Origin of the sequence: Streptomyces sp. DH37, assembly GCF_029813835.1 — a bacterium.
Lineage (GTDB): Bacteria > Actinomycetota > Actinomycetes > Streptomycetales > Streptomycetaceae > Streptomyces.
The window spans coordinates 14,040-39,240 of record NZ_JARVKV010000047.1; the positions used below are offsets into that span (position 1 = coordinate 14,040).

The 25,201-nt window shown below is 74.1% G+C and carries 18 protein-coding genes; 10 read left to right on the forward strand and 8 right to left on the reverse strand.

Annotated features, from left to right (window positions below; translation table 11 throughout):
• Positions 1–112: 112 nt before the first annotated feature.
• The 3 genes from QC029_RS21315 to QC029_RS21325 all read right to left on the reverse strand — a co-directional run bounded on the left by QC029_RS21315 (position 113) and on the right by QC029_RS21325 (position 2,022).
• Positions 113–823, reverse strand: coding sequence for a GntR family transcriptional regulator (locus QC029_RS21315; protein WP_279557335.1), 711 nt, complete (start codon positions 821–823; stop codon positions 113–115).
• 290 nt (positions 824–1,113) lie between these two features.
• Positions 1,114–1,608, reverse strand: a complete 495-nt coding sequence (locus QC029_RS21320) for a hypothetical protein (protein WP_279557336.1) — start codon at positions 1,606–1,608, stop codon at positions 1,114–1,116.
• A 96-nt stretch (positions 1,609–1,704) separates the two neighbouring features.
• Positions 1,705–2,022: a DUF2795 domain-containing protein gene (locus QC029_RS21325; RefSeq protein ID WP_279557337.1), complete on the reverse strand. Its 318-nt coding sequence runs from the start codon at positions 2,020–2,022 to the stop codon at positions 1,705–1,707.
• A 169-nt stretch (positions 2,023–2,191) separates the two neighbouring features.
• Between QC029_RS21325 and QC029_RS21330 the strand changes: the two genes are divergently transcribed.
• Positions 2,192–2,947: a VWA domain-containing protein gene (locus tag QC029_RS21330; protein ID WP_279557338.1), complete on the forward strand. Its 756-nt coding sequence runs from the start codon at positions 2,192–2,194 to the stop codon at positions 2,945–2,947.
• Between the two features lie 28 nt (positions 2,948–2,975).
• On the opposite strand, the gene QC029_RS21335 is transcribed toward QC029_RS21330, so the two are convergent.
• The 3 genes from QC029_RS21335 to glgX form a co-directional block, all read right to left on the reverse strand.
• Positions 2,976–4,013: a hypothetical protein gene (locus QC029_RS21335; RefSeq protein ID WP_279557339.1), complete on the reverse strand. Its 1,038-nt coding sequence runs from the start codon at positions 4,011–4,013 to the stop codon at positions 2,976–2,978.
• A 230-nt stretch (positions 4,014–4,243) separates the two neighbouring features.
• Positions 4,244–4,471 (reverse strand): EF-hand domain-containing protein, encoded by a 228-nt coding sequence (locus QC029_RS21340; RefSeq protein ID WP_279557340.1) that lies wholly within the window; start codon positions 4,469–4,471, stop codon positions 4,244–4,246.
• Positions 4,472–4,555: 84 nt separating this feature from the next.
• Positions 4,556–6,826, reverse strand: a complete 2,271-nt coding sequence (gene glgX, locus QC029_RS21345) for a glycogen debranching protein GlgX (RefSeq protein WP_336621607.1) — start codon at positions 6,824–6,826, stop codon at positions 4,556–4,558.
• A 249-nt stretch (positions 6,827–7,075) separates the two neighbouring features.
• Between glgX and QC029_RS21350 the strand changes: the two genes are divergently transcribed.
• Complete coding sequence (locus tag QC029_RS21350; RefSeq protein ID WP_279557342.1) at positions 7,076–7,843, forward strand: enoyl-CoA hydratase-related protein; 768 nt, start codon at positions 7,076–7,078, stop codon at positions 7,841–7,843.
• Between the two features lie 171 nt (positions 7,844–8,014).
• A complete protein-coding gene (locus tag QC029_RS21355) occupies positions 8,015–8,587 on the forward strand; it encodes an anti-sigma regulatory factor (protein WP_279557343.1) in 573 nt (190 codons plus the stop codon).
• A 64-nt stretch (positions 8,588–8,651) separates the two neighbouring features.
• On the opposite strand, the gene QC029_RS21360 is transcribed toward QC029_RS21355, so the two are convergent.
• The gene (locus QC029_RS21360) at positions 8,652–8,960 is read right to left on the reverse strand and encodes a hypothetical protein (RefSeq protein ID WP_279557344.1); all 309 of its coding nucleotides are present in this window, start codon (positions 8,958–8,960) and stop codon (positions 8,652–8,654) included.
• Between the two features lie 236 nt (positions 8,961–9,196).
• On the opposite strand from QC029_RS21360, the gene QC029_RS21365 reads away from it, so the two are divergent.
• From QC029_RS21365 to QC029_RS21380, 4 genes are all read left to right on the forward strand, one after another.
• Positions 9,197–10,405: an MFS transporter gene (locus QC029_RS21365; protein WP_279557359.1), complete on the forward strand. Its 1,209-nt coding sequence runs from the start codon at positions 9,197–9,199 to the stop codon at positions 10,403–10,405.
• 116 nt (positions 10,406–10,521) lie between these two features.
• Positions 10,522–12,423, forward strand: a complete 1,902-nt coding sequence (locus tag QC029_RS21370) for an ABC transporter ATP-binding protein (RefSeq protein WP_279557345.1) — start codon at positions 10,522–10,524, stop codon at positions 12,421–12,423.
• On the forward strand, positions 12,420–14,315 hold the full coding sequence (locus QC029_RS21375; RefSeq protein WP_279557346.1) for an ABC transporter ATP-binding protein: 1,896 nt from the start codon (positions 12,420–12,422) through the stop codon (positions 14,313–14,315). Before QC029_RS21370 ends, QC029_RS21375 begins: the two co-directional genes overlap by 4 nt.
• 326 nt (positions 14,316–14,641) lie before the next feature.
• Entirely contained in the window at positions 14,642–16,612 is a 1,971-nt protein-coding gene (locus tag QC029_RS21380) for a M4 family metallopeptidase (RefSeq protein WP_279557347.1), read from the forward strand.
• Positions 16,613–16,798: 186 nt separating this feature from the next.
• On the opposite strand, the gene glgP is transcribed toward QC029_RS21380, so the two are convergent.
• Positions 16,799–19,381 (reverse strand): alpha-glucan family phosphorylase, encoded by a 2,583-nt coding sequence (gene glgP / locus QC029_RS21385; RefSeq protein WP_279557348.1) that lies wholly within the window; start codon positions 19,379–19,381, stop codon positions 16,799–16,801.
• A 415-nt stretch (positions 19,382–19,796) separates the two neighbouring features.
• On the opposite strand from glgP, the gene QC029_RS21390 reads away from it, so the two are divergent.
• From QC029_RS21390 to QC029_RS21400, 3 genes are all read left to right on the forward strand, one after another.
• The gene (locus QC029_RS21390; RefSeq protein WP_279557349.1) at positions 19,797–21,824 is read left to right on the forward strand and encodes an alpha-1,4-glucan--maltose-1-phosphate maltosyltransferase; all 2,028 of its coding nucleotides are present in this window, start codon (positions 19,797–19,799) and stop codon (positions 21,822–21,824) included.
• The gene (treS, locus tag QC029_RS21395) at positions 21,811–23,508 is read left to right on the forward strand and encodes a maltose alpha-D-glucosyltransferase (protein ID WP_279557350.1); all 1,698 of its coding nucleotides are present in this window, start codon (positions 21,811–21,813) and stop codon (positions 23,506–23,508) included. The genes QC029_RS21390 and treS overlap by 14 nt, the downstream gene beginning before the upstream one ends.
• Before the next feature lie 237 nt (positions 23,509–23,745).
• Positions 23,746–25,194 (forward strand): phosphotransferase, encoded by a 1,449-nt coding sequence (locus QC029_RS21400; RefSeq protein WP_279557351.1) that lies wholly within the window; start codon positions 23,746–23,748, stop codon positions 25,192–25,194.
• Positions 25,195–25,201: the final 7 nt, after the last annotated feature.

Sequence of the window (25,201 nt, forward strand, 5' to 3'; positions counted from 1 at the left end):
GAGGGCGGGTCGGCGCCGTCGGCGCCGACAGGCCCCGGCCGGTCCCCTGCGGCGCGGGCCGACGCCCGGCCCGGGACCCTGGACACCGCGCCCGCGGCGCGGCGGGCGCGGCTCAGCCGGTCGCGCCGCGGCCGGAGGAGCGCTCGCGGCGCCGGGCCGCCCACAGGGAGCGGACGTGGGTGAGGTGGTGGCGCATGCGCCTCTCGGCTCCGTCCGCGTCGCCGGCCAGCATCAGGTCCAGCAGCTCGACGTGCTCCCGCGCGGACTCCACCAGCACGCGCGTGCCCCCGGCGCCGGTGAGGGCGCCGGTGAGCCCGTGGAGGCGGGAGCGGCGGCGCAGGTCGCCGGCGGCCTCCACCAGGCGGGGGTTGCCCGCCAGGGAGAGCAGGCCGAGGTGGAAGCGGCGGTCCGCGTCCAGGTAGGAGACCAGATCGCCCGCGCGGGCGGCCGTCAGGGTCTCCTCGGCGGCGGGCCGCAGCTCCGCCAGCTGCCCGGCGGTGGCCGTCCGCGCCACCCGGGCGACGGTCGGGACCTCTATCAGGGCGCGGATCTCGGTGAAGTCCTCCAGGTCCCGCTCGGTGGTCTCGGCCACCCGGAACCCCTTGTTCCGCACCGTCTCGACCAGCCCCTCGCGCGCCAGGTCCAGCATGGCCTCGCGGACGGGGGTGGCGGAGACGCCGTACTCGGCGGCGAGGGCGGGGGCCGAGTAGACGGTCCCGGGCCGCAGCTCGCCCGCGGTCAGCGCGGCGCGGAGGGCGTCGGCCACCTGCTCGCGCACGGGTTGGTGCGCCGATACGGATCTGCGGGGCCCGGAGTCGCTCATGGTGGCCTTTCGTGACTGCCTGGCCCCCAGCGTAGGGCGTCGCGCGGGCCGCCCCGGTGGCCGCGTCCCGCTCGCCCGGCGCGGGAGGCCCGTGGGCGGCGGCGCGGGAGGCCCGTGGGCGGCGCGGGAGGCGACCCGGGGACCGGGCGCCGGGCGCCCGACCGGGGCCCGGCACCCGGCGCCCGGTCCGCGGGACGCGCGGAGACGCCGCCGCGGCCGGTCGCCTCCGCGCTCGTCCCCGCGGCACCTGGCCGAACCGTCGGGGACTGCTCTTCCCTCTCCCCGGCCGGTCAGCGGCGGGGTTTGGTCTCGTAGCGGGGGCCGAGGTCGGGGGCGGCGCCCTCCTGGACCTCGGTGGCCAGTTTGTGGACGGCCACCAGGTCGTGCAGCAGCACCCTGGTCCGCTCCTCGGGCAGGTCCGCGGCGCGGGAGACGTCCTGGAGGCGGACGGGTTCGCCGGGGTGCCTGCCCTCCTCGGCGGCGAGGGCGCGGAAGACCCTCTCGTGCTCCTCCCCGTATTCCGGGGCGCCGCGCCCGGTGAAGTCGCGCTCGGTCCGCTCCGCCGGGCGGGGGCCGGTGTCCGAGGAGCGCCGGCCCTGCTTGCCCTGGTCGCGGGTCTCCAGGCGCTCCTCGTGCGTGATCGTGGACCGGCCGGTGAGGTGGGTGCGCTGCTTGGACGCGCCGGTGGTCTCGCTCCACTCGCTGGGCCGGTGGCCGGCCTGCTCGGCATCACGGGCCGCGGCACGCTTCTGGTCCTCGTCGCCTTCCATCTTCTTGCCCGACATGGGTCTCCCTTCACGGTCGTCGTCGGTCGGGTCGGTCGGGTGGGTCAGGTCGGTCGGGTCGGTCGGTGTCCGCTTCCGCGGGGGGGCGTCGCGCCGTCAGCGGTCCGGTTCGTCCTCCACCGGGGGTTCGGGAACGTCCCTGAGGTGCTGCGAAAGGCCGGGGCGGCCGCCCTTGCGGGCCTGCTCGGCCCGTTGCGCCGCGCTGTGCCCGAGGTCGGAGTCGGGATCGACGCGGACCGAGCGCGCGACCTGGTCCCGGTTGTCGTACCGGTCCGGCGGGATGCCGCGCAGCGCCTTGAGCGCCTCGTCGGACGCGCCGCCGACCCTCGCGGCCCGCAGCAGCTCGTCCTTGTCCGCCGGGAAGTCGACGTCCTTCAGGGAACCGAGGATCTCCTGTACGTCCGTGTGAGCCATGCCGGGCGGGTTTCCCGACTCATCGGGACGAAAACCGCCGATCCGGGCGGGTCCGGAACGGTCCGGCGACGGGCGGCGGCCGGTCGTCCACAGGGGTGCCGCCCTCCGGCCGCTCCCGGTTACCCTCGGTGTCCGCACGTCGAGCGCACGAGCACGAGGGGGGCGCGCCATGGCCGTCGACTACGTCAAGAGGCCGGGGAACGGGCCGGAATCCGGCTCCGCCATCGGCCTGGAGAAGCTGGAGGCCACCGCCCCGGGGCTGGTGAGCCTCTACAAGCAGGCCGCGGTCAGCCTGGAGAAGCACCGGCTGTCGGGGCAGCGGGCCGCGGTCTACCTGGTGCTGGACCGCTCCGGGTCGATGCGGCCGTACTACCGCGACGGCACCGTCCAGCACCTGGCCGAGCAGGTGCTCGGGCTGGCCGCGCACCTGGACGACGACGGGCGGGTGCCGGTGGTCTTCTTCAGCACCGGCGTGGACGGGATCGCCGAGGTGGCGCTGGAGGACTACGCGGGGCGCGTCGAGGCTCTCCACGGCTCCCTGGGGCACATGGGCCGCACCAACTACCACCTCGCCATGGAGGCGGTGATCGACCACCACCGGGCGAGCGGCTCCGCCGATCCCGCGCTGGTGGTCTTCCAGACCGACGGCGGCCCCAGCTCGAGGGCCGCCGCCGAGCGGGTGCTGTGCCAGGCGTCGCGGCTGCCGCTGTTCTGGCAGTTCGTCGGGTTCGGGGACGACGAGTTCCGCTTCCTGCGGAAGCTGGACGACCTGCCCGTGCCGGAAAGACGGGTGGTCGACAACGCCGGGTTCTTCGCGGCCGGCCCCGACCCGCGCGCCGTGCCCGACGCGGAGCTGTACGACCGGCTGACCGGCGAGTTCCCCGACTGGCTGCGGGCCGCCCGGGCCGGCGGCATCGTGCGCTGACCCGGGCGGCGCCGCGACGGGCGGGGGATCAGCGGGCGCCCGTCCACAGGTAGGTGACGCTCACCCAGCCGTTGTCGCGCAGCCCGACGTCGCGGAAGGTGCCGTCGGCCAGGTCGATGCCGGCGGGGTTGAGCACCCGGCGGCCCTTTCCGTCGCGTCCGCCGTTGTAGCCGGTGTAGTACGCCGCCTCCGCCTCGGGCACGCCCCGCGGCAGGTCCCGGAAGCTCTGGCGCACCGTGGAGGGGTTCCAGTAGTCGTCGCGGATGTTCCAGGGCCCGACGTCCCACACGGGGACGGTCACGCAGCGGGCCGGGCCGCAGACCCGCACCGAGTACTCCCGGCCGCCCTTGCGCGACAGACCCCGCCGCGAGGGCAGGGCCGCGAAGCGGTCGTTCTTCCGGATGACGTGCCCGTTGGCGGTGGTGCGGCCGACCAGGCCGATCCGGGTGGCGAAGACCTCGGCGCGGTACGCGGGCGCGGCGGCGTCCGCCTCCTGCCGGGCCGCCGGGTCGGTGTCGGCGCTCACCGCCAGACCTCTCAGCCGGATCGCGCCCGCGGGGTCCCACAGGGCCAGCCGCACCTGGACGGCGGTGACGGAGCGCGGGAGGACCGCGGTGCCGCCGCGGGCGTCGCCCGCCTCGCGCCACTCGGTCCACGGGCCGTTCCCGGTGCGTCCGCGGACGTCGACGGACATCCCGGCGCCGCCGGGCACGTGCCCGGCGGGTTTCACGCGGACGCGGTTGGCCGCCCGGTCGAGCCGGTGCGGCGCCAGGACGAGGACGCCGTAGGAGCCGGCGGTGCGCAGTTCTCCGCCGGAGTGGCGGACGCCGGTGTCGTCGGCGTCCAGCCGGGTCAGGTCGGCCGCCCAGGTCTGGACGGGGCCGGGCGCCGCGCGCGTGGACGCGGCGGGGCGGGCGCCGTCGGCCGGGGCGGGGGCCGCCACCGGCGCGAGGCCGAGGCACAGCAGCGCCACGGCCGGCAGGGCGGTACGGGGGGCGCGGAGCGGGCGGGGGATGCGGGGGGTACGGGTCGCGGGGCGGTGGTGGGCGGTGCGTCTGGTGCGCATCGTGGTCCTCCGGGTTCGGGCCGTGCGCCCGGGCCCGGTCGGGGGCGGGAACACGGCGGGCGCGGTGGGCGCGGCGGGCACGGCGGACACCGCGGGACCGCCGCACCGGTCGGCGGCGCATCAGGCGCATTGACCGACAAAAGCCACTTATGACACAGAAAAGCGGGGCGGTCACCCCGGGTTGCTCCTGTGGTGACCGCCCCGCCGTACCGCGAGGACCGCGCCGCGCCCTACGACGACGTGGCGGCCTTCTGGCGGGCCTGCCAGAACTCCTCGAAGGACAGCAGGCCGTCGCCGTCGCCGTCGTGCTGGTTGATCAGCGTCTGGGCCATCTCCACCGTGAGGGTGTAGTCCCCCAGCTCGCCCAGCACCTTGCGGAACTCCGCCGCGGTGACCAGCCCGTCCCCGTCCAGGTCGAAGCGGTCGAACGCCTCGCGTGCGGTCTCGATGTCGGCCATCGCCTGTCGTTCCCTCCCCTTGTGCGGTCGTGACGCGCACACCCTAACCGGCGCCTCACGCGTCACACGAGCCACCCGGGCACCTCAGGGCAGCACCCGCCACACCAGCACCGAGCGCGCCGGGAGCGCGACCGTCTCGCCCGCCGGGTGGACCGTGCCCGGCTCGTCCTCCTGGTCCTCCCGCGCGGTGTCCACCAGCAGTTCGTACGCCTGGCCCCAGGGCTGCCCCGGCAGCCGGAAGCCGCCGTTCCCGTGCCCGGCGTGGAGGACGACCAGGAAGCTGTCGTCGGCCACCGGCTCCCCCCGCTCGTCGCGCTGCGGGATGTCCCGGCCGGACAGGTACATGCCCAGCGTCGCGCCGGGGGCGTACCAGTCGGGCTCGGTCATCTCCTCGCCGCTCCCGGTGAACCAGGCGAGGTCCCGCAGCCCCTCCGGGCCGTACGCCCGCCCCGAGAAGAAGGCGCGCCGGCGCAGCACCGGGTGGGAGCGGCGCAGCGCGATCAGCCGCGAGGCCAGCGCCAGCAGCTCCCGCCAGGCCGGCTCCTCCCGCAGCGACCAGTCCACCCAGCCGGTCTCGTTGTCCTGGCAGTAGGCGTTGTTGTTGCCGCCCTGGGTGCGGCCCATCTCGTCGCCCGCCACCAGCATCGGCACGCCGGTGGACAGCAGCAGGGTGGTCAGCAGGTTGCGCAGCTGCCGCCGGCGCAGGGCGAGGACGGCCTCGTCGCCGGTCTCCCCCTCCACGCCGCAGTTCCAGGAGCGGTTGTCGTCCGTGCCGTCGCGGTTGTCCTCGCCGTTGGCCTCGTTGTGCTTGCGCTCGTAGCTCACCAGGTCGCGCAGGGTGAAGCCGTCGTGGGCGGTGACGAAGTTGACCGACGCGTACGGCCGCCGACCGCCCCAGGCGTACAGGTCGCTGGAGCCCGAGAGCCGGTAGCCCAGGTCGCGCACGTCGGGCAGCGCGCCGCGCCAGAAGTCGCGGACGGTGTCGCGGTAGCGGTCGTTCCACTCCGTCCACAGCGGCGGGAAGGCGCCCACCTGGTAGCCGCCCGCGCCCACGTCCCACGGCTCGGCGATCAGCTTCACCCGGCGCAGCACCGGGTCCTGGGCGATGACGGCGAGGAAGGGGGAGAGCATGTCCACGTCGTGCATGGAGCGGGCGAGCGCGGCGGCGAGGTCGAAGCGGAAGCCGTCCACGCCCATCTCCTGCACCCAGTAGCGCAGCGAGTCGGTGATCAGCCGCAGCACCTGGGGCTGGACGACGTGCAGGGTGTTGCCGCAGCCGGTGTAGTCGGCGTAGCGGCGCGGGTCGTCGGCCAGCCGGTAGTAGCCGCGGTTGTCGATGCCGCGCAGGGAGAGCGTCGGCCCCAGCTCGCTGCCCTCGGCGGTGTGGTTGTAGACCACGTCGAGGATGACCTCGATCCCGGCGGCGTGCAGCGCCCGCACCATCCGCCGGAACTCCCCCACCTGCTGGCCGCGGGTGCCGGAGGCGGCGTACGCGGCGTGCGGCGCGAAGTAGCCGACGGAGTTGTAGCCCCAGTGGTTGCGCAGGCCGCGGCGGAGCAGGTGGTCCTCGTGCGCGAACTGGTGCACCGGCAGCAGTTCCACCGCCGTCACGCCCAGTTTCACCAGGTGCTCGATCGCGGCCGGGTGGGCGAGTCCGGCGTAGGTGCCGCGCAGCTCGGGCGGGACGTCGGGGTGGCGCATGGTGAAGCCGCGCACGTGCAGCTCGTAGATGACCGAGTCGGCCCAGGGGGTCTTGGGGCGGCGGTCGTCGATCCACTCGTCGTCGGCCTCCGAGCCGGCGCCGAGGGCGGTGTCGACGATGACGCCCTTGGGCACGTACGGCGCGGAGTCGTGCTCGTCGCGCACGGTGTCGGCCAGGTGGCGCTGCGGCCAGTCGCGGACGTGGCCGTAGACCTCCGGCGGCAGCGCGTAGTCGCCGTCCACCGCGCGGGCGTACGGGTCCAGCAGCAGCTTGGCGGGGTTCCAGCGGGCGCCCGTCCAGGGGTCCCAGCGGCCGTGCACCCGGTAGCCGTAGCGCTGGCCGGGGCCGACGCCGGGCACGAAGCCGTGCCAGATCTCCTGGGTGTGCTCGGTCAGCGGGCAGCGGGTCTCGTTGCCGTCGTCGTCGAAGAGGCAGACCTCGACGGCCTCGGCCCCGGCCGACCACAGGGCGAAGTTGGTGCCCGCCACCCCGCCCGGCCCGATGTGGTGGCGGGCCCCCAGCGGCTGGGGGCTGCCGGGCCAGACGGTGGCGGTCGCCGGGCCGGCGGTCGCCGGGCCCGCGACCGCGGCGGGGGCCGGGGTCCCCCCGTCCCAGGGGTCCCGGCGCGCCTGCTGTTCGGGTGCGCTCGACACGTCCGACACGTTGTGGCCTCCGGCGGCTCGCGGCGGGGGCGGACGCCGGGCCGCGCGGCGTCCCTGCCGCACGGCCCGGTTTCCGGGTCTAGCGGGAGTGTTCCCGTTCGAGCCGTCCGCCTCACCCGCGTGATCGTCTTCTTTACGCCGGTTTGCTCCGACCGGGTGAGGGTAGCCCACGCCCGCTCCGGCTCCGCGGAGCCGGGAGGCGCCGGACCGCCCGGCGTTAACGGGGGCTAACCTGCCCCCATGACTGTGACTCTTGAGGTCGCCGAGGGCGTCGGCACCATCCGACTGGACCGTCCCCCCATGAACGCGCTGGACATCGCCACCCAGGACCGGCTGCGCGAGCTGGCCGAGGAGGCGGCGCACCGCGACGACGTGCGGGCCGTGGTGCTCTACGGCGGGGAGAAGGTGTTCGCGGCGGGCGCGGACATCAAGGAGATGCGCGAGATGGACCACGCGGCCATGGTCGCCAGGTCCCGGGGGCTCCAGGACTCCTTCACCGCCGTGGCCCGCATCCCCAAGCCGGTGGTGGCCGCGGTGACCGGCTACGCGCTGGGCGGCGGCTGCGAGCTGGCGCTGTGCGCCGACATCCGGATCGCCGCCGACAACGCCAGGCTGGGCCAGCCCGAGATCCTGCTCGGCCTGATCCCCGGCGCCGGCGGCACCCAGCGGCTGGCGCGGCTGGTCGGCCCGGCCAGGGCCAAGGACCTGATCTTCACCGGCCGCCAGGTGAAGGCGGACGAGGCCCTGGCGATCGGCCTGGTGGACAGGGTCGTGCCCGCGGCCGAGGTCTACGAGCAGGCGCACGCCTGGGCGGCGCGGCTGGCCGCCGGCCCGGCGATCGCGCTGCGCGCGGCCAAGGAGTGCGTCGACGCCGGGCTGGAGGCGGACATCGACACCGGGCTCGCCATCGAGCGCACCTGGTTCGCCGGGCTGTTCGCGACCGAGGACCGCGAGACCGGCATGCGCAGCTTCGTCGAGGAGGGGCCGGGCAAGGCGAAGTTCCGCTGACGCCCGGCCGGAGCACGAGGGGCGCGGAACGGCGCGCGGGCCGTTCCGCGCCCTGCCCCGGCGCACACGATCGGTGCGCGTACGGCGCGGCGAGCCCGGAACGGCCCGCGCACCGCGGGGGATTCGCGCGGTACGGCCACGGGGCGGGCGTTTCGCGGCCATGATGGGCCCATGGCGGGAGCGAACACGGCGCGCACGGCACCGGCACCGGAGGACGAACCGACCCCTGCGGCGACCGACGGCGGGTCCGGCGGGCTTCCCGGACTCGCCCAGCCCGCCGGGCTCCCCCGGCCCGCCGGACTCGCCCAACCCGCCGGACTGCCCGAGCCCGCCGACGTCCTCGCCGAGGCCGGCGATCCGACCGCCGGGGAGGTGCGGCTGCCCAACCGCCCCGAGTCCGCGCACACCGCGCGCCGGCTCGTCCGGTCCGTCCTGCTGACCCGCTGGGGGTTGTCCACCGCGCTCGCCGAGGACGCCGTGCTGCTCGTCTCCGAACTGGTCGGCAACGCCGTCCGGCACACCGGGGCCCAGGCCCTCGGGCTGCGGCTGCGGCGGCAGCGCGGCCGGATCCGCGTGGAGGTCCGCGACCCCTCGCGCGGACTGCCCTGTCTGCTGCCCGTCCACGAGTTCGACGTCAGCGGCCGCGGGCTGTTCCTGGTGGACCACCTCTCCGACCGCTGGGGCGTGGACCTGCTGCCGCACGGCAAGACGACCTGGTTCGAGCTGCGCGCCGAGGAGTGCTGAGCGGCGGGACCCGCCCCCTCCCGCACCCGCCCTCCCGCGCCAGCCTCCTCCCGCACCGGCCTCCTCAGCGCCCGGCGTACCGCTGCGTGCCCGCCCGGCGCCGCCGGTCGTTGCACAGCAGGCACCGCCCCCAGCCCGGCGGCAGCGGATCGTCCTTGTCCCCGTACAGCGGATCGACCGCCCCGCGCGGGTGCTCCCGGCAGCCCGTGCCGCCGCGGTCCTGTCCCAGCGACCGGGCCGCGTCCAGCGCCCGGCGCAGCGCGTCCACCAGCTCGGCCGCCTGCTCCGCCGAGGGCTCGCCGTCCAGCGCGAAGGCGATGTCGGACGCGGTGTGCAGCGCGGTCTGCAGCTCTCGTACCTCTGCCTGACTCATACCGGGCAGCGTAGGGGCCCCCACCGACAGCCCGGCCGCCGCCCGCCCACCGCCCCCGCGTCCCGGGGCTGTGGACGCGGCGCAGTGGTCCAGTCCACACTCCAGTGCTTGTGAGAGCCTCCCGCCCCTCCCCCCGAGAAGCCGGCCCCGCCCCCGATGCCGAGCCCGCCCCCGCCCCCGGCGCCGAACCCGGCGCCGAATCCGGCGCCGAACTCGTCCCCGAGCCCCCGCACGGCCTGTGGTCCCGCGACTTCCTGCTGTTCTTCACCGCCCGGGCCGTCGCCATGCTGGGGGACGCGATGCTGCCCATCGCGCTCTCCGCGGGCCTGCTCGGGCACGGGATGGGCGCGGGCGACATCGGTCTGGCCATGGCCTCCTTCACGGTCTGCTTCGCCGGGTTCGTCGTCTTCGGCGGGGTGCTGTCGGACCGCTTCGACGCCCGGGCGCTGATGGTCGGCTCCGACCTGGTGCGGGTGGCGACCCAGTCGCTGGTCGCCGCGCTCTTCCTGACCGGGCACGTGGTGCTCTGGCAGATCTGCGCCATCGGCGCGGTCAACGGCGTGGCGGCCGGGATGTTCCAGCCCGGCGTGGCCAGCACCGTCCCCAAGGTGGCGCGGGACGTGCAGGGCGCCAACGGGGTGATACGCACCGCCGAGTCCCTGGCGATGCTCGCCGGGCCCGCGCTCGCCGGCGTGCTGGTCGCCGTGGCCTCCTCCGGCGGGGTGTTCGCCGCCCACGCGGGGACGTACGCCCTGAGCGCCCTGTGCCTGGTGCTGCTGCGGCTGCCCGCGCGGGCCGCGCGCGCCGGGGTGACCGGGGCGGCGCGGCGGGCTTCCTCCTACCGGGCCGATCTGGCCGAGGGCTGGCGGGAGTTCAGGTCCCGCACCTGGATGTGGGCGGTCATCGTGCTGTGGATGGTGCTGATGATCACGGTCACCGGCCCCCTGGTGCCCCTCACCGCCACGGAGATCATCTCCGAGCACGGCGCGCGGACGTACGGCCTGGTCAACTCGGCGCTGGGCGCGGGCACCGCGGTCGGCGGGCTGCTGGCCCTGCGCATACGCCCCCTCCACCCGCTGCGCGCCGGCTCCCTGGCCCTGCTCGGCTACTGCCTCTTCCCCGCGGCGGTGGGCGCGCAGCTCCCGCCGGCGGCGATCGCGGCGTGCACCGCCGTCTCGGGGGCGGCGATCGGCTTCTGGGGCGTGATGTGGGCGACCAGCGTGCAGACCCAGGTGCCCGGGGCGATCCGGGGCCGCGTGCACGCCTACGAGGTCGCCGGCTCCCTGTCGATGCTGCCCGTCGGCCAGGCGCTGGCGGGCCCGGCCGCCGAACTCGTCGGCACCCGGAACGTGCTGCTGGCCGGCGGGGCGGCGGCCCTGGCGGTCAGCGCGGCGCTGCTGTCCGTCCCGGCCGTCCGCGGCCTGCGCCGGGCGGGGGCCCCCTAGGTCCGGTCGGGTCAGGTCGGGTCGGGTCCCAGGTCCGGCGGCGCACCGTCCGCCGTCAGTCCTACGGCGGAAAACCGAGTGTGGCCCGTCAGTGGTGAACCGTAGTCTCACTCCTGATGTCTGCCACCGCCGCCAGCCCCCCGCGCCCCGATCCCCCACACCCCGGACCGCACGCCTCCGCTCCGCGCGGGCCCGGTTCCGCCGACGGCCCCGCCGGGGAGCGGGGCCGTTCCGCCGTACGCTCGCTGCTGCGCCTGTGGCCCTACGTGCGGCCGGTGCGGGCGCGGCTGTTCACCGCGGCGTTCGTGGCGATCGTCGCCTCCTGCCTGGGCCTGGTCATCCCCCTGATCCTGAAGTGGATCGTGGACGGGCCGATCGCCGACCGCGACACGGGCGGGGTGTGGCTGGGCGGCGCCCTGCTGCTGGCCGTCGGCGTGCTGGAGGCCGTGCTGTTCGGGCTGCGCCGCTGGCTGGTGGCCCGTCCGCTGGCCGGGGTCGAGGCGTCGATGCGCGCCGCCCTCTACCGTCACCTCCAGCGGCTGCCGGTCGCCTTCCACGACCGCTGGGCGAGCGGGCAGCTGCTGTCGCGCGCCACGGCCGACCTGCACCTGATCCGCCTGTTCCTGGCCTTCCCGCTCACCTTCCTGCTGGTGAACGCCACCACCATCGTCGTCGGCTTCGCGGTCCTGCTGGCCCAGGAGTGGACGCTGGGACTGGTGCTGCTGGTCCCGGTGGCGCCGATGGTGCTGGTCTGCTCGGTCTTCGAGACGCGGTACTCCCTCCAGGCGCGCCGGGCGCAGGACCAGGTCGGCGATCTGACCACGGTCGTCGAGGAGGCCGTGCTCGGCATCCGGATCATCAAGGGCTTCGGCCGCCACCGCAGCCAGGCCCGCGCCTTCCGGGAGCTGTCCCGGCGGCTGCTGGGCACCGAGCTGCGCAAGGCGCGGCTGCTGGCGGGCATCTGGGCGGTCATCATGACGCTGCCGGAGCTGGCCATCGGCGCCGCGCTGGTGTGGGGCACGGTCCAGGTGGCCGACGGCGAGCTGTCGGCGGGCACCCTGGTCGCCTTCCTCACCACGGCCCTGGCGCTGCGCTGGCCGGTGGAGTCGATCGGCTTCCTGATCGCCATGAGCAACGAGTCGGCGACGGCGGCCGACCGCTACTTCGAGGTGCTGGACGAGCCGGTCCCGCCGGACGTCCTCGCCGCCGGGCGCCCCTCGCCCGACTCCCCCGGCTCCCCCGGCGCGCGGAAGGGCGCCCGGGCCGCGGACGGCGGCCTGCGCTTCGAGCGGGTGGTCTTCCGCCACCCGGACGCGCCGCCGGACGCCCCGCCCGTCCTGGACGGCGTCGACCTGCACGTCCGCCCCGGCGAGACCATGGCGCTGGTCGGCGCCACCGGCAGCGGCAAGACCACGCTCACCGCCCTGATCCCCCGGCTGTACGAGGCGACCTCCGGCCGGATCACCCTGGACGGACGGGACGCCGCGGCGCTGCCCCGCGAGGAGCTGCGCTCGCTGGTGGCCGTCGCCTTCGAGGAGCCCACGCTCTTCTCCGCCTCCGTGCGGGAGAACGTGCTGATGGGCGCGGAGGACGCCGGGGAGGAGGAGCTGGCGCGCGCCCTGCGGGTCGCCCAGGCCCGGGAGTTCACGGCGGCGCTGCCGCAGGGGCTGGACACCCAGGTGGGCGAGCAGGGGCTGAGCCTGTCCGGCGGGCAGCGCCAGCGGCTGGCGCTGGCGCGCGCCGTCGTGGGCCGCCCCCGCTTCCTGGTGCTGGACGACCCGCTCTCCGCGCTCGACGTCCGCACCGAGGCCCTGGTGGAGGCTGCCCTGCGCGAGGTGCTGGCCGGCACCACCGCCCTGGTGGTGGCGCACCGGCCCTCCACCGTGCTGCTGGCCGACCGGGTCGCGCTGCTGTCGCGGGGCCGTATCGCCGCCGTCGGGACCCACGCCGAACTGCTGCGCTCCAGCGCCGAGTACCGCCATCTGATGTCCGGCGAGCAGCGCGAGGAGGAGCGATGACCGCCACCGTCACCGAGCAGCCCTTCGAGGACGAGGAGGCGCGGGACGCGAAGGCGGCGCCGGGCGGCCGGGGTCCGGAGCCCGCCGGACCGCCCGAGCCGTCCGACGCCTTCGACCGCGACGTGCTGCCCGTGCCGAAGGGCGCCTCGCTCCGGCTGCTCGGCTCGCTGCTGCGCCCGCACCGGGCGCGGGTCGCGGTGGCCGCCGTCCTGCTGCTGCTCCAGCAGGCCGCCGTGCAGGCCGGGCCGCTGCTGGTCGCGTACGCCATCGACCGCGCGGTGCCCGCGCTGCGCGCCGGCGACGGCGGGCCGCTGGCCGCCGTCGCGGCGGGGTACGCGGTGTGCGCGCTGTCCTCGGGCGGCCTGCAGTACGCGTTCGTCCGGGCCGCCGCCCGGATCAACCAGAGCGTGCTGCTGGAGCTGCGCGGCCGGATCTACCGGCACGCCCAGGTCCTCAGCGTGGACTTCCACGACCGCTACACCTCCGGCCGGCTGATCTCCCGCGCCACCACCGACGTCGAGGCGCTGCGCGAACTGCTCGACGAGGGCCTGCAGGAGCTGCTGGGCGTGGTGCTCTCGGTGGTCTACATCTGCGCGGTCCTGGTCTGGCTCGACCTCGGCCTGGGCGGGGCGGCCCTGCTCTCCTTCGTCCCCCTCCTGCTGATCGTGCGGAACTTCCGGCGCCGCTCGATGCGCGTCTACCGCAGGAAGTCCACGGCCACCGCGGCGATGATCGTGAAGTTCGTGGAGACGATGAACGGCATCCGCCCGGTGCAGGCGTTCCGCCGCGAACGGGCGGGCGACGCGGAGTTCGGCCGCCTCAACGACCGGCACCTGCGGTTCAACGGCGACGCCATCCTGGAGATGGCCCGCTACGTGGTCTCCTCCCGGCTGGTGGCCAACACCGCGCTCGCCGCCATCGTGCTGTGGGGCGCGTACCGGGTGGCGTCCGGCTCCCTGGAGCTGGGCGTGCTCGCCGCGGCGGCGCTGTACCTGCGGCGGCTGTACGACCCGATCGACCGGCTGGGGATGTTCCTCAACTCCTACCAGTCCGCGGCGGCCTCCCTGGAGAAGATCGCCGGGCTGCTCGCCCAGGCCCCCGGCGTCCCCGAACCGGAGCGCCCCCGGCGGCTGCCGCGGCTCTCCGGCCGGCACCCGGGCCGCACCGTGGTCTTCGAGGGCGTGCGCTTCGCCTACCGCACGGGCGGCGAGGTGCTGCCCCGCTTCGACCTGGAGATCCCGGCCGGGCAGACGGTCGCGGTGGTCGGCTCCACGGGCGCGGGCAAGTCCACGCTCGCCAAGCTGCTCGCGCGCTTCTACGACCCCACGGCGGGCCGGGTGCTGCTGGACGGCACCGACCTGCGGGACCTGGCCACGCCCGAACTGCGGCGCGGGGTCGTCATGGTGACCCAGGAGGCGTTCCTGTTCTCCGGCACGGTCGCCGACAACATCGCGATCGGCCGCCCGGAGGCGACCCGGGAGGAGATCGAGCGGGCGGCGGAGGCGATCGGCGCCCACGACTTCATCACCGCCCTCCCCGAGGGGTACGACACCGACGTGCGCAAGCGCGGCGGCCGCATCTCCGCCGGACAGCGCCAGCTGGTCGCCTTCGCCCGCGCCCTGCTCGCCGACCCGGCGGTGCTCATCCTGGACGAGGCCACCTCCTCCCTGGACATCCCCGGCGAGCGCGCCGTCCAGCGGGCCATGGACACGGTCCTGCGGGGGCGCACCGCCGTGGTGATCGCCCACCGGCTGTCGACGGTGGAGGTCGCCGACCGGGTGCTGGTCATGGACTCGGGGCGCATCGTCGAGGACGGCACGCCGGCCGGTCTCGTCGCGGGCGGCGGCCGTTTCGCCGGCCTCCACCGCGCCTGGCGCGACAGCCTGGCCTGACGGCCCCGCGCGGACGCCCTCCGGTGTCCCGTCCGGCGGGCCGCCCCCGCCGGACGGGACACCCGCACCCGACCTCCGTCAGCCTCGCACCGGCCCATGACGGCCCGGTGTCCCCGCTGTTTCCATCATGTTCGGTCAGCGGACATCGATTTTCTGACAACGGACAGGTTCCGGCCATTTTCTTGACCTGCCCCTGTCATCAATGGCGTTTCGGTGTCACTCTCTCCACGCCGTGCACGGCCGCCTCCCCCCACGGGAACCGCCCCCCACACCCTCAGGCGCACCATCCCCGTCTCCGCACACCGCCCTCCAGTGAGGAGCTCAGCGTGACAGGCAGATCCACCCCCCGCAGACGCGCCACCGCCACCGGCGCCCTCGTCGCCGCCTCGGCGCTCCTGGCCGTCGGCCTCCAGGCGCAGGTCTCCACCGCCGCCCCGCAGGCCAAGCCGGACCCCGGCGCCCTCTCCGTCAAGCTCTCCCCGTCCGAGCGCGCCGAGCTGCTCCGCGACGCCGAGGCCGACAGCGCCGCCACCGCCAGGGCCCTGAAGCTCGGCGCCAAGGAGAAGCTGAAGGTCCGCGACGTCGTCAAGAACGCCGACGGCACCGTCCACACCCGCTACGAGCGCACCTACGACGGCCTGCCCGTCCTCGGCGGCGACCTGGTCGTCGAGGAGTCCCCGAGCGGCGCGATCGCCGGGGTCACCAGGGCCACCCGGGCGAAGATAGCCGTCCCCTCCACCGACGCCCCGGCCGCGCGGAAGCCCGCGAAGGCCGCAGCGGAGGGCAGCACCGCGCCCCGCAAGGTGGTCTGGGCCGCCGGCGGCGAGCCGGTCCTCGCCTGGGAGCGGGTGGTCGGCGGCACGCAGGAGGACGGCACCCCCAGCGAACTCCACGTCGTCACCGACGCCGCCACCGGCGAGAAGCTCGCCCAGTGGGAGGGCGTGCACACCGGCACCGGCGAGAGCATGTACAGCGGCCGGGTCCCCCTGGGCACCAGCGGCTCCAGCGGCTCGTACACCATGACCGACGCCGGCCGCGGCGGCCACAGGACCTACGACCTGGGCGGCGGCACCTCCGGCACCGGCACGCTCTTCACCGACGCCGACGACCTGTGGGGCACCGGCTCGCCGTCCAACCGCCAGACCGCGGGAGTGGACGCCCACTACGGCGCCGCGCTGACCTGGGACTACTACAAGAACGTCCACGGCCGCAACGGCATCCGCAACGACGGCAAGGCCCCCTACAGCCGGGTGCACTACGGCAACGCCTACGTCAACGCGTTCTGGACGGACTCCTGCTTCTGCATGACCTACGGCGACGGCTCGGGCAACTCCAAGCCGCTGACCTCCATCGACGTCGCCGCCCACGAGATGACCCACGGGCTGACCTCCAACACCGCGGGCCTGCGCTACAGCGGCGAGTCCGGCGGCCTGAACGAGGCGACCTCCGACATCTTCGCCGCCGCCGTGGAGTTCAGGGCCGCCAACAGCGCGGACGTCGGCGACTACCTCGTCGGCGAGAAGATCGACATCCGCGGCAACGGCACCCCGCTGCGCTACATGGACAAGCCCAGCCGGGACGGCAGCTCCAAGGACTACTGGTACTCCGGCATCGGCAGCGTGGACGTCCACTACTCCTCGGGCCCGGCCAACCACTTCTTCTACCTGCTCAGCGAGGGCAGCGGCGCCAAGACCATCAACGGCGTCAGCTACGACTCGCCGACCTCCGACGGTCTGCCGGTGACCGGCATCGGGATCGCGGCCGCCGAGAAGATCTGGTTCAAGGCGCTCGTCGAGAAGATGACGTCGACCACCAACTACGCGGGCGCCCGTACCGCCACCCTCTCCGCCGCGGCCGACCTCTTCGGCGCGGACAGCGTCCAGCACAAGGCGGTGGCCCACGCCTGGGCGGCGGTCAACGTCGGCTCCCGGCCCGGTGACGGCGGCGGCGAGCCGGGCGGCGACGTCTTCGAGAACACCGCCGACCACGCCATCCCGGACCCGGGCACCGTGGAGTCCCCGATCCAGGTGACCAGGAGCGGCAACGCGCCCAGCACGCTGAAGGTGGACGTGGACATCGTCCACACCTACCGCGGCGACCTCGTCATCGACCTGGTCGCGCCGGACGGGACGGCCTACCGTCTCAAGAACAGCTCCTGGGACTCGGGCGACGGCGTCCAGGCGTCCTACACGGTCGACGCCTCCTCCGAGGCGGCCTCCGGCACCTGGAAGCTGCGCGTCCAGGACGTCTACCGCTCCGACTCCGGGTACATCAACGCCTGGAAGCTGACGTTCTGATCCGCAGCACCACCGTGCACACCGCGCGCACCGCGTCCGCGGGGCGCCGCCGGGCCCGGTCCCGGTGAGCGGGGAAACGGCGGGGAGCCGCGCCACCGGCGCGGCTCCCCTTCTCCGTCCGCTCCTCCCCCTCCGCCCCGTCCCTCCGTCCCCGCACCGACGCGGGGACAGGGAGGGGGGAGGGGCTCAGCGCATCAGCAACCCCGCGGCCTGTCTGGCGCCGAGGTCGTCCGGCGGCAGGGTCACCAGACCCATCTCCGCCGGGCTCGCCAGCAGCGGATGGGAGGGCAGGACGCGGACGGTGTAGCCGAACGGCCCGGTGCGGTCCAGCGCCAGCGGCCCCTCGTACAGCCAGCTCCCGTCCTCCTCCGGCCCGCCGGAGGGCTTGAGCGGTACGCGGACGGCGTCGGCGCCGGCGATGGAGTCCGACTCGTCCACCCGTCCGGCGACCGCCTGCACCTCCACGTCGCCCGGTTCGAGTCCGCCCAGGGCCACCCGCACCCGCAGCGCCAGCGAACCGCCCAGCTCCACGGACTCGCAGGCCGACTCCACGTGGTCGATCGCCACCCGCGGCCACTCGGCGCGCACCCGCGCCTTCCACCGGGCCAGCCCTTCCGCGGCGGCGGTGTCCAGCGCCCGGTGGGCGTGGGCGGCGGGGGTGTACAGCCGCTCCACGTACTCGCGCACCATCCGGTCGGCGAGCACCTTCGGCCCGAGCCGGTCCAGGGTCTGGCGGACCATCTCGATCCACCGCTCCGGCAGCCCGGAACCGGTCACCCCGCGGTCGTAGAAGCACGGCGCCACATGCTCGTGGAGGAGTTCGTAGAGCGCCGCGGCCTCTATGTCGTCGCGCCGTTCGCGGTCCTCCGCGCTCTCGTGCGCCGCGTCCGGTCCGCCGGCGTCGGCGGTGGGGATGGCCCAGCCGAAGTCCGGCTCGTACCACTCGTCCCACCAGCCGTCCGGCACCGAGAGGTTGAGGCAGCCGTTGAGCGCCGCCTTCATCCCGGAGGTGCCGCAGGCCTCCAGCGGGCGCAGCGGGTTGTTGAGCCAGACGTCGCAGCCGGTGTAGAGCTTCCGCGCCATGGCCATGCCGTAGTCGGGCAGGAAGACGATCCGGTGCCGCACGCGCGGGTCGTCGGCGAACCGCACGAGCTCCTGGATCAGCCGCTTGCCGCCGTCGTCGGCCGGGTGCGCCTTGCCCGCCACCACGAGCTGGACGGGCCGGGTGGGGTGCAGCAGCAGCTCCGTGAGCCGCTCCCGGTCGCGCAGCATCAGCGTCAGCCGCTTGTAGGACGGGACGCGGCGGGCGAAGCCGATGGTGAGCACGTCCGGGTCCAGGACGCCGTCGATCCAGCCGAGTTCGGCGTCCGAGGCGCCGCGCTGCCGCCAGGAGGCGTACAGCCGCCGCCGCACCTCCTGCACCAGTTCCTCGCGCAGGGCGCGGCGCGTCTCCCACAGTTCGGCGTCGCCCGCGCCGGGGCGCAGCGCCCGCATCTCGTCGGCGGTCCAGGTGGGGGCGTGGACGCCGTTGGTGATCGAGGTGATGGGTACCTCGGCGGCGTCGAAGCCCGGCCACAGCCCGGCGAACATCTCCCGGCTGACCGCGCCGTGCAGCGTGGAGACGCCGTTGGCGCGCTGGGCGAGCCGCAGGCCCATCACCGCCATGTTGAACAGGCCCGGCTCGCCGCCGGGGTAGGTCTCGGTGCCCAGCCCCAGCACCTGCTCCACGTCCACGCCGGGCAACTCCCCGTCGTCGCCGAGGTGGCGGGCGACCAGGTCGCGGTCGAAGCGGTCGATGCCGGCGGGGACGGGGGTGTGGGTGGTGAACACCGTCCCGGCGCGCACGGCCTCCAGCGCGGTGTCGAAGGAGACGCCCTCCCCGCTCAGTTCCCGGATGCGCTCCAGGCCGAGGAAGCCGGCGTGCCCCTCGTTGGTGTGGAACACCTCGGGCGCGGGGTGGCCGGTGACGCGGCAGTACGCGCGCACCGCCCGCACCCCGCCGATGCCCAGCAGCATCTCCTGGAGCAGCCGGTGCTCGCTGCCGCCGCCGTAGAGGCGGTCGGTGACGTCGCGTTCGCGCGGGGCGTTGTCCTCCACGTCGGAGTCGAGCAGCAGCAGGGGGACGCGGCCGACGCGGGCCTGCCAGACATGGGCGCGCAGGGTGCGTCCGCCGGGCAGCCGCAGGTCCACGCGGACCGGAGCGCCGCCGGGCTCGCGCAGCAGTTCCAGCGGCATCTCGTTGGGGTCCAGGACGGGGTACCGCTCCTGCTGCCAGCCGTCGCGCGACAGGCTCTGGCGGAAGTAGCCGTGCCGGTACAGCAGCCCCACGCCGATCAGCGGGGCGCCGAGGTCGCTGGCGGCCTTGAGGTGGTCCCCGGCGAGGATGCCGAGCCCGCCGGAGTACTGCGGCAGGGCCGCGGTGATGCCGAACTCGGGGGAGAAGTAGGCCACGGCGGCGGGCAGTTCGCCCTCCGCCCGCTGGTACCAGCGCGGCTCGGTCAGGTAGTCCTGCAGGTCGCCGGCGACGACGGAGAGCCGCCGCAGGAAACCGCGGTCGCCGGCCAGCTCCCCCAGCCGCCGGGCGGACAGGGTCCCCAGCATCCGCACCGGGTCGCCGCCGGAGGCCCGCCAGCCGTCGGGATCGGCCGAGCGGAAGAGCTCTCTGGTCTCGGGGTGCCAGGACCAGCGCAGGTTGTGCGCCAGGTCACTGAGCGGTCGTAGGGGTTCCGGAAGGACGGGACGTACAGAGAATCGACGAATGGCCTTCACACCTCGACGGTAGCGGGATCACCGGCCTTTTCGCCCCGTAACCCGGAATCACATCTCGAACGGCCCCATAGGCTCATATGCGCGCATGTTCCGCGCGCCCGCGCGCCGCGCCTCCGCGTGCCCCTCTCCTGGCACCCGGTGCCGCCGCCGGCCCGGAGGGAGGAGGACTTCTCCGGCCCGTGATGGGAACGGTCCCGTTGGGCACGATTGCTTACGAGTAGTTCACGTTGGGGTCGATTGCCCGCCCCGCCCGGGCGGGCAGGCTCTTTTCCTACTGCCCTTTCGGGGCACTCCCAAGACAACCGTCACGCCAGCCGAGTGAAAGCGGACAGGAGCGGCCATGCCCCCGGCCCGTCAACGGTCTGTGGAACAGATAGAAAGAACAAAACCATCCGTAACGCCACCAGGTGATCCAATGATCGGTCGCATTCCCGTACTGGACGTCCACCCGCTCGTCGACTGCGGGCGCCGCCCGGCGAAGGCCGTGGCCGGCGAGACCTTCCGGGTCTCGGCCACCGTCTTCCGCGAAGGGCACGACGCGGTCGGCGCGAACGTGGTCCTGCGCGATCCGGACGGGAGGCCCGGTCCATGGACCCCGATGCGGGAGCTGGCGCCCGGCACCGACCGCTGGGGCGCCGACGTCACCCCCGACGCGGAGGGCCGCTGGACCTACGCCGTCGAGGCGTGGGGCGATCCGATCGGCACCTGGCGGCACAACGCGGGGATCAAGGTCCCGGCGGGGATCGACGCGGAGCTGACCCTCGCCGAGGGAGCGGGCCTGCACGAGCGGGCCGCCGCCGGAGTGCCCGAGGAGGACGGCCGCGCGGCCGTCCTCGAAGCGGTGGACGCCCTGCGCGACGCCTCCCGCCCGGTCGCCGCGCGGCTGGCGGCGGCGCTGGCGCCGGAGGTGACGGCCGTGCTGGACCGCCACCCGCTGCGGGAGCCGGTCACCGCCACCCGCCCGCTGCCGCTGCTGGTGGAGCGCAGGAGGGCGCTGTTCGGCTCGTGGTACGAGTTCTTCCCGCGCTCGGAGGGCGCGGTGGTGAGGGAGGGCGAGCCGCCCGTCCCCGGCACCCTGCGCACGGCCGCCGAACGGCTGCCCGCGGTGGCCGCGATGGGGTTCGACGTGGTCTACCTGCCGCCGATCCACCCCATCGGCGAGGCGTTCCGCAAGGGCCCCAACAACTCCCTCACCGCCGGCCCCGACGACGTCGGCAGCCCCTGGGCCATCGGCTCGTCCGCCGGCGGGCACGACGCGATCCACCCGGACCTCGGCACCTTCGAGGACTTCGACCGCTTCGTGGCGCGCGCCCGCGAGCTGGAGATGGAGGTGGCCCTGGACTTCGCCCTGCAGTGCTCCCCGGACCACCCGTGGGTCAAGGAGCACCCGGAGTGGTTCCACCACCGCCCCGACGGCTCGATCGCCTACGCCGAGAACCCGCCGAAGAAGTACCAGGACATCTACCCCATCGCGTTCGACCGGGACATGGACGGGATCGTCGGGGAGACCCTGCGGATCCTGCGGATGTGGATGTCCCACGGGGTGCGGATCTTCCGCGTGGACAACCCGCACACCAAGCCGGTCGTCTTCTGGGAGAAGGTGATCGGCGAGATCAACAGGACCGACCCGGACGTCGTCTTCCTCGCCGAGGCGTTCACCCGCCCCGCGATGATGCACACCCTCGCCAAGATCGGCTTCCAGCAGTCCTACACCTACTTCACGTGGCGCAACGGCAAGGACGAGCTGACCGAGTACCTCACCGAGCTCTCCGGGGACGCGGCCTCCTACATGAGGCCCAACTTCTTCGTCAACACTCCCGACATCCTCAACGAGTACCTCCAGACCGGCGGCCGCCACGCGTTCGAGATCCGTGCGGTGCTCGCCGCGACCCTCTCTCCCACCTGGGGGGTCTACTCGGGCTACGAGCTGTGCGAGTCGACGCCGGTGCGGCCGGGCAGCGAGGAGTACCTTGACTCGGAGAAGTACCAGCTCCGCCCGCGCGACTGGGCGGCCGCGGAGCGTGCGGGCACCACCATCGCCCCGCTCATCACCGAGCTGAACCGGCTGCGCCGCCGCCATCCGGCACTGCAGGAGCTGCGCAATCTGCGCTTCCACCACGCCGACAACCCGTCGGTCATCGTCTACTCGAAGCGCAGTACACGGCCGTACGCCGACACGGTTCTCACGGTGGTCAACCTCGATCCCCACCACACCCACGAGGCCACGGTCTCGTTGGACCTGGCGGAACTCGGCCTCACGCCCGCCCAGGAGAGTGGCGCCGATCCTTTCCCGGTGCGCGACGAGCTCACCGGCGAGACCTATCACTGGGGCAGGGACAACTATGTGCGCCTGGAGCCGGGCCGTGCCGCGGCACCCGCGCACATCCTCACCCTGCGACCGTCCTCACAGACCGGAGGGTCACCCAACCATGACCGTCAATGAACCCGTCATCGACACGTTCGAGGACACGCCCGCCAAGGACCGCGATCCCGATTGGTTCAAGAGGGCCGTCTTCTATGAAGTGCTGGTCCGGTCCTTCCAGGACAGCAACGGCGACGGCATCGGCGATCTGAAGGGCCTCACCGCCCGGCTCGACTACCTGCAGTGGCTGGGCGTGGACTGCCTCTGGCTGCCCCCGTTCTTCAAGTCCCCGCTGCGGGACGGCGGCTACGACGTCGCCGACTACACCTCCGTCCTCCCGGAGTTCGGCGACCTCGCCGACTTCGTGGAGTTCGTGGACGCCGCGCACCAGCGCGGCATGCGGGTCATCATCGACATGGTCATGAACCACACCAGCGACCAGCACCCGTGGTTCCAGGAGTCCCGGCGCGACCCCGACGGGCCCTACGGCGACTACTACATGTGGGCCGACGACGACAAGCAGTACCCGGACGCCCGCATCATCTTCGTCGACACCGAGGTGTCCAACTGGACGTTCGACCCGGTGCGCAAGCAGTACTACTGGCACCGCTTCTTCTCCCACCAGCCGGACCTCAACTACGAGAACCCGCGGGTGCAGGAGGAGATGATCTCGGCCCTGAAGTTCTGGCTGGACCTGGGCATCGACGGGTTCCGGCTGGACGCGGTCCCCTACCTGTACGCGCAGGAGGGCACCAACTGCGAGAACCTGCCGCAGACCCACGAGTTCCTCAGGAAGGTCCGCGCCGAGATCGACGCCCACTACCCCGACACCGTGCTGCTGGCCGAGGCCAACCAGTGGCCGGAGGACGTGGTCGACTACTTCGGCGACTACTCCAAGGGCGGCGACGAGTGCCACATGGCGTTCCACTTCCCCGTCATGCCGCGCATCTTCATGGCGGTGCGGCGCGAGTCGCGCTACCCGGTCTCCGAGGTCCTGGCCAAGACCCCGGCCATCCCGTCGGGCTGCCAGTGGGGGATCTTCCTGCGCAACCACGACGAGCTGACCCTGGAGATGGTCACCGACGAAGAGCGCGACTACATGTACGCGGAGTACGCCAAGGACCCGCGGATGCGCGCCAACATCGGCATCCGGCGCCGGCTCGCCACGCTGCTGGACAACGACCGCAACCAGATCGAGCTGTTCACCGCCCTGCTGCTGTCCCTGCCGGGCTCGCCGATCCTCTACTACGGCGACGAGATCGGCATGGGCGACAACATCTGGCTGGGCGACCGGGACGCGGTGCGCACGCCCATGCAGTGGACGCCCGACCGCAACGCGGGCTTCTCCTCCTGCGATCCGGGCCGGCTGTTCCTGCCCACGATCATGGACCCGGTCCACGGCTACCAGGTCACCAACGTCGAGGCCGCCATGAGCAGCCCCTCGTCGCTGCTGCACTGGACCCGCCGGATGATCGAGATCCGCAAGCAGAACCCGGCCTTCGGGCTGGGCTCGTACACCGAACTGCCCTCGTCCAACCCGGCGGTGCTCGCCTTCCTGCGCGAGTACGGGGACGACCTCGTGCTGTGCGTGCACAACTTCTCGCGGTTCCCGCAGCCCACCGAGCTGGACCTGAACGCCTTCAACGGACGCCACCCGGTGGAGCTGATCGGCGGGGTGCGCTTCCCGCCCATCGGCGAACTGCCGTACCTGCTGACGCTGGCGGGACACGGCTTCTACTGGTTCCGGCTGCGCGAGCAGGCGTGAGGCGCGTGCGGCAGGAGTAGGGCAGGCATGAGACGCGGTGGCCCGGGAAGAAGCCCAACCACGGGTTAGGCCCGGGCCACCGCGGGCAGTATTGCCACCACCATCGATCGCACCGCTCAGACGAGTTCACTAGCCCGCTTGGTGGGTACTCCCCGACACGTCCCGCACCGCCGGACAGCCACAGCCGCAATCCGGGACACTCTGCCGTACCTTTCGTGTGCCCGGGGAAAGGACGCCATGTCGGACAGCTCCTCGCCGCGTGCCGCCGTCGTCGCCACGCGCGAGTCAGAGGGCGCGGCGCTGCTGCGTTCGCTCACACCACTGCTCACCGAATGGCTTCCGCGGCAACGCTGGTTCGCCGGGAAGGGGCGGCCCGTCAGCGGGTTCGCCCTCGTCGCCGCCACCGAGCTGCTGCCGTGCACGAGCGGAGCCGCGCCGGGCCTGCTGCACCTGCTCGTGCAGGCCCGCCAGCCCGGTGGGCCGGAGCAGACCCATCCGGTTCCCGCCGACTGCTACCAGCTGCTGCTCGGCGTGCGCGGCGCCCTGCCGCCGCCGCTGGCCGGATCCCTGATCGGCCACCCCGCCGACGGGCCGCTGGCCGGCCGCACGGTGTACGAGGCCCTGCACGACCCGCGGCTGGCCGCCGTCCTGCTGGAGCGGCTGCGCTCCCCCGGGCGGCTCGGGCCGCTGCTCTTCCAGCGGGAGCGCGGCACCGCGATCCCGCAGGGGCTGCCCCCCAGGCCGCTGAGCGTGGAGCAGTCGAACTCCTCGGTGGTCTACGGCGACCGCTACATCCTCAAGCTCTTCCGCCGCGTCAGCCCCGGCGTCAACCCGGACCTGGAACTGCCGCTCGCCCTGGCGCGGGCGGGGTCGGACCGGGTGCCCGCGCCGGCCGCCTGGTTCGAGGCGCGCCCCGGCGAGGGCAGCGAGGCGGGCGAGCCGATGACGCTGGGCGTGCTCCAGCCCTTCCTGCCCGGCACCAGCGACGGCTGGCAGCTCGCGCTGCACTCGCTGGCCTCGCACGGCGACTTCTCCGGTTCCGCGCGGGCGCTGGGCCGGGCGATCGCCGAGGTGCACACCACGCTGGCGCAGGCCCTGCCGGTGACCGCGCTGGGACGGCGGCAACTGGAGTTCATCGCCTCCGGCATGAACGAGCGCCTGGAGGCCGCGGCCGCCGCCGTGCCCGCCCTGCGCCCGTACCGGGGGAAGCTGCACACCGTCTTCAACGCCGTCGCCGACCTCGGCCGCAGCGGACGGTCCTGGTCCGCCCAGCGGATCCACGGCGACCTCCACCTCGGCCAGGCGCTGTGCGCGGGCGACGCCGACCGCTGGTCGATCATCGACTTCGAGGGCGAGCCCGCCCGCCCGATCGCCGAGCGCCGCCGCCCCCAGCCGGTGGTGCGGGACATCGCGGGCATACTGCGCTCGTTCGACTACGCGGCGTGCCAGCACGCCCGCACGTCCCCCGACGACGCCGGGTGGGCCCGCGAGTGGTCCGAGAAGAATCGTGACGCCTACTGCTCCGGCTACGCCGAAGCCTCCGGCTCCGACCCGCGCGAAGAGGACGTCCTGCTGCGCGCGTACGAGACGGACAAGGCCGTCTACGAAGTGCTGTACGAGGCCAGGCACCGACCCGCCTGGCTCGCCATCCCGATGTCCGCCGTCCAGCGTCTCGCGGACACCTGAACGATTC

Excerpts from the sequence above, each read along its gene's own strand:
- QC029_RS21315 (WP_279557335.1), bottom strand. The coding sequence starts at position 823 with ATGAGCGACTCCGGGCCCCGCAGATCCGTATCGGCGCACCAACCCGTG.
- QC029_RS21320 (WP_279557336.1), bottom strand. The coding sequence starts at position 1,608 with ATGTCGGGCAAGAAGATGGAAGGCGACGAGGACCAGAAGCGTGCCGCG.
- QC029_RS21325 (WP_279557337.1), bottom strand. The coding sequence starts at position 2,022 with ATGGCTCACACGGACGTACAGGAGATCCTCGGTTCCCTGAAGGACGTC.
- QC029_RS21330 (WP_279557338.1), top strand. The coding sequence starts at position 2,192 with ATGGCCGTCGACTACGTCAAGAGGCCGGGGAACGGGCCGGAATCCGGC.
- QC029_RS21335 (WP_279557339.1), bottom strand. The coding sequence starts at position 4,013 with ATGCGCACCAGACGCACCGCCCACCACCGCCCCGCGACCCGTACCCCC.
- QC029_RS21340 (WP_279557340.1), bottom strand. The coding sequence starts at position 4,471 with ATGGCCGACATCGAGACCGCACGCGAGGCGTTCGACCGCTTCGACCTG.
- QC029_RS21350 (WP_279557342.1), top strand. The coding sequence starts at position 7,076 with ATGACTGTGACTCTTGAGGTCGCCGAGGGCGTCGGCACCATCCGACTG.
- QC029_RS21355 (WP_279557343.1), top strand. The coding sequence starts at position 8,015 with ATGGCGGGAGCGAACACGGCGCGCACGGCACCGGCACCGGAGGACGAA.
- QC029_RS21360 (WP_279557344.1), bottom strand. The coding sequence starts at position 8,960 with ATGAGTCAGGCAGAGGTACGAGAGCTGCAGACCGCGCTGCACACCGCG.
- QC029_RS21370 (WP_279557345.1), top strand. The coding sequence starts at position 10,522 with ATGTCTGCCACCGCCGCCAGCCCCCCGCGCCCCGATCCCCCACACCCC.
- QC029_RS21375 (WP_279557346.1), top strand. The coding sequence starts at position 12,420 with ATGACCGCCACCGTCACCGAGCAGCCCTTCGAGGACGAGGAGGCGCGG.
- QC029_RS21390 (WP_279557349.1), top strand. The coding sequence starts at position 19,797 with ATGATCGGTCGCATTCCCGTACTGGACGTCCACCCGCTCGTCGACTGC.
- treS (WP_279557350.1), top strand. The coding sequence starts at position 21,811 with ATGACCGTCAATGAACCCGTCATCGACACGTTCGAGGACACGCCCGCC.
- QC029_RS21400 (WP_279557351.1), top strand. The coding sequence starts at position 23,746 with ATGTCGGACAGCTCCTCGCCGCGTGCCGCCGTCGTCGCCACGCGCGAG.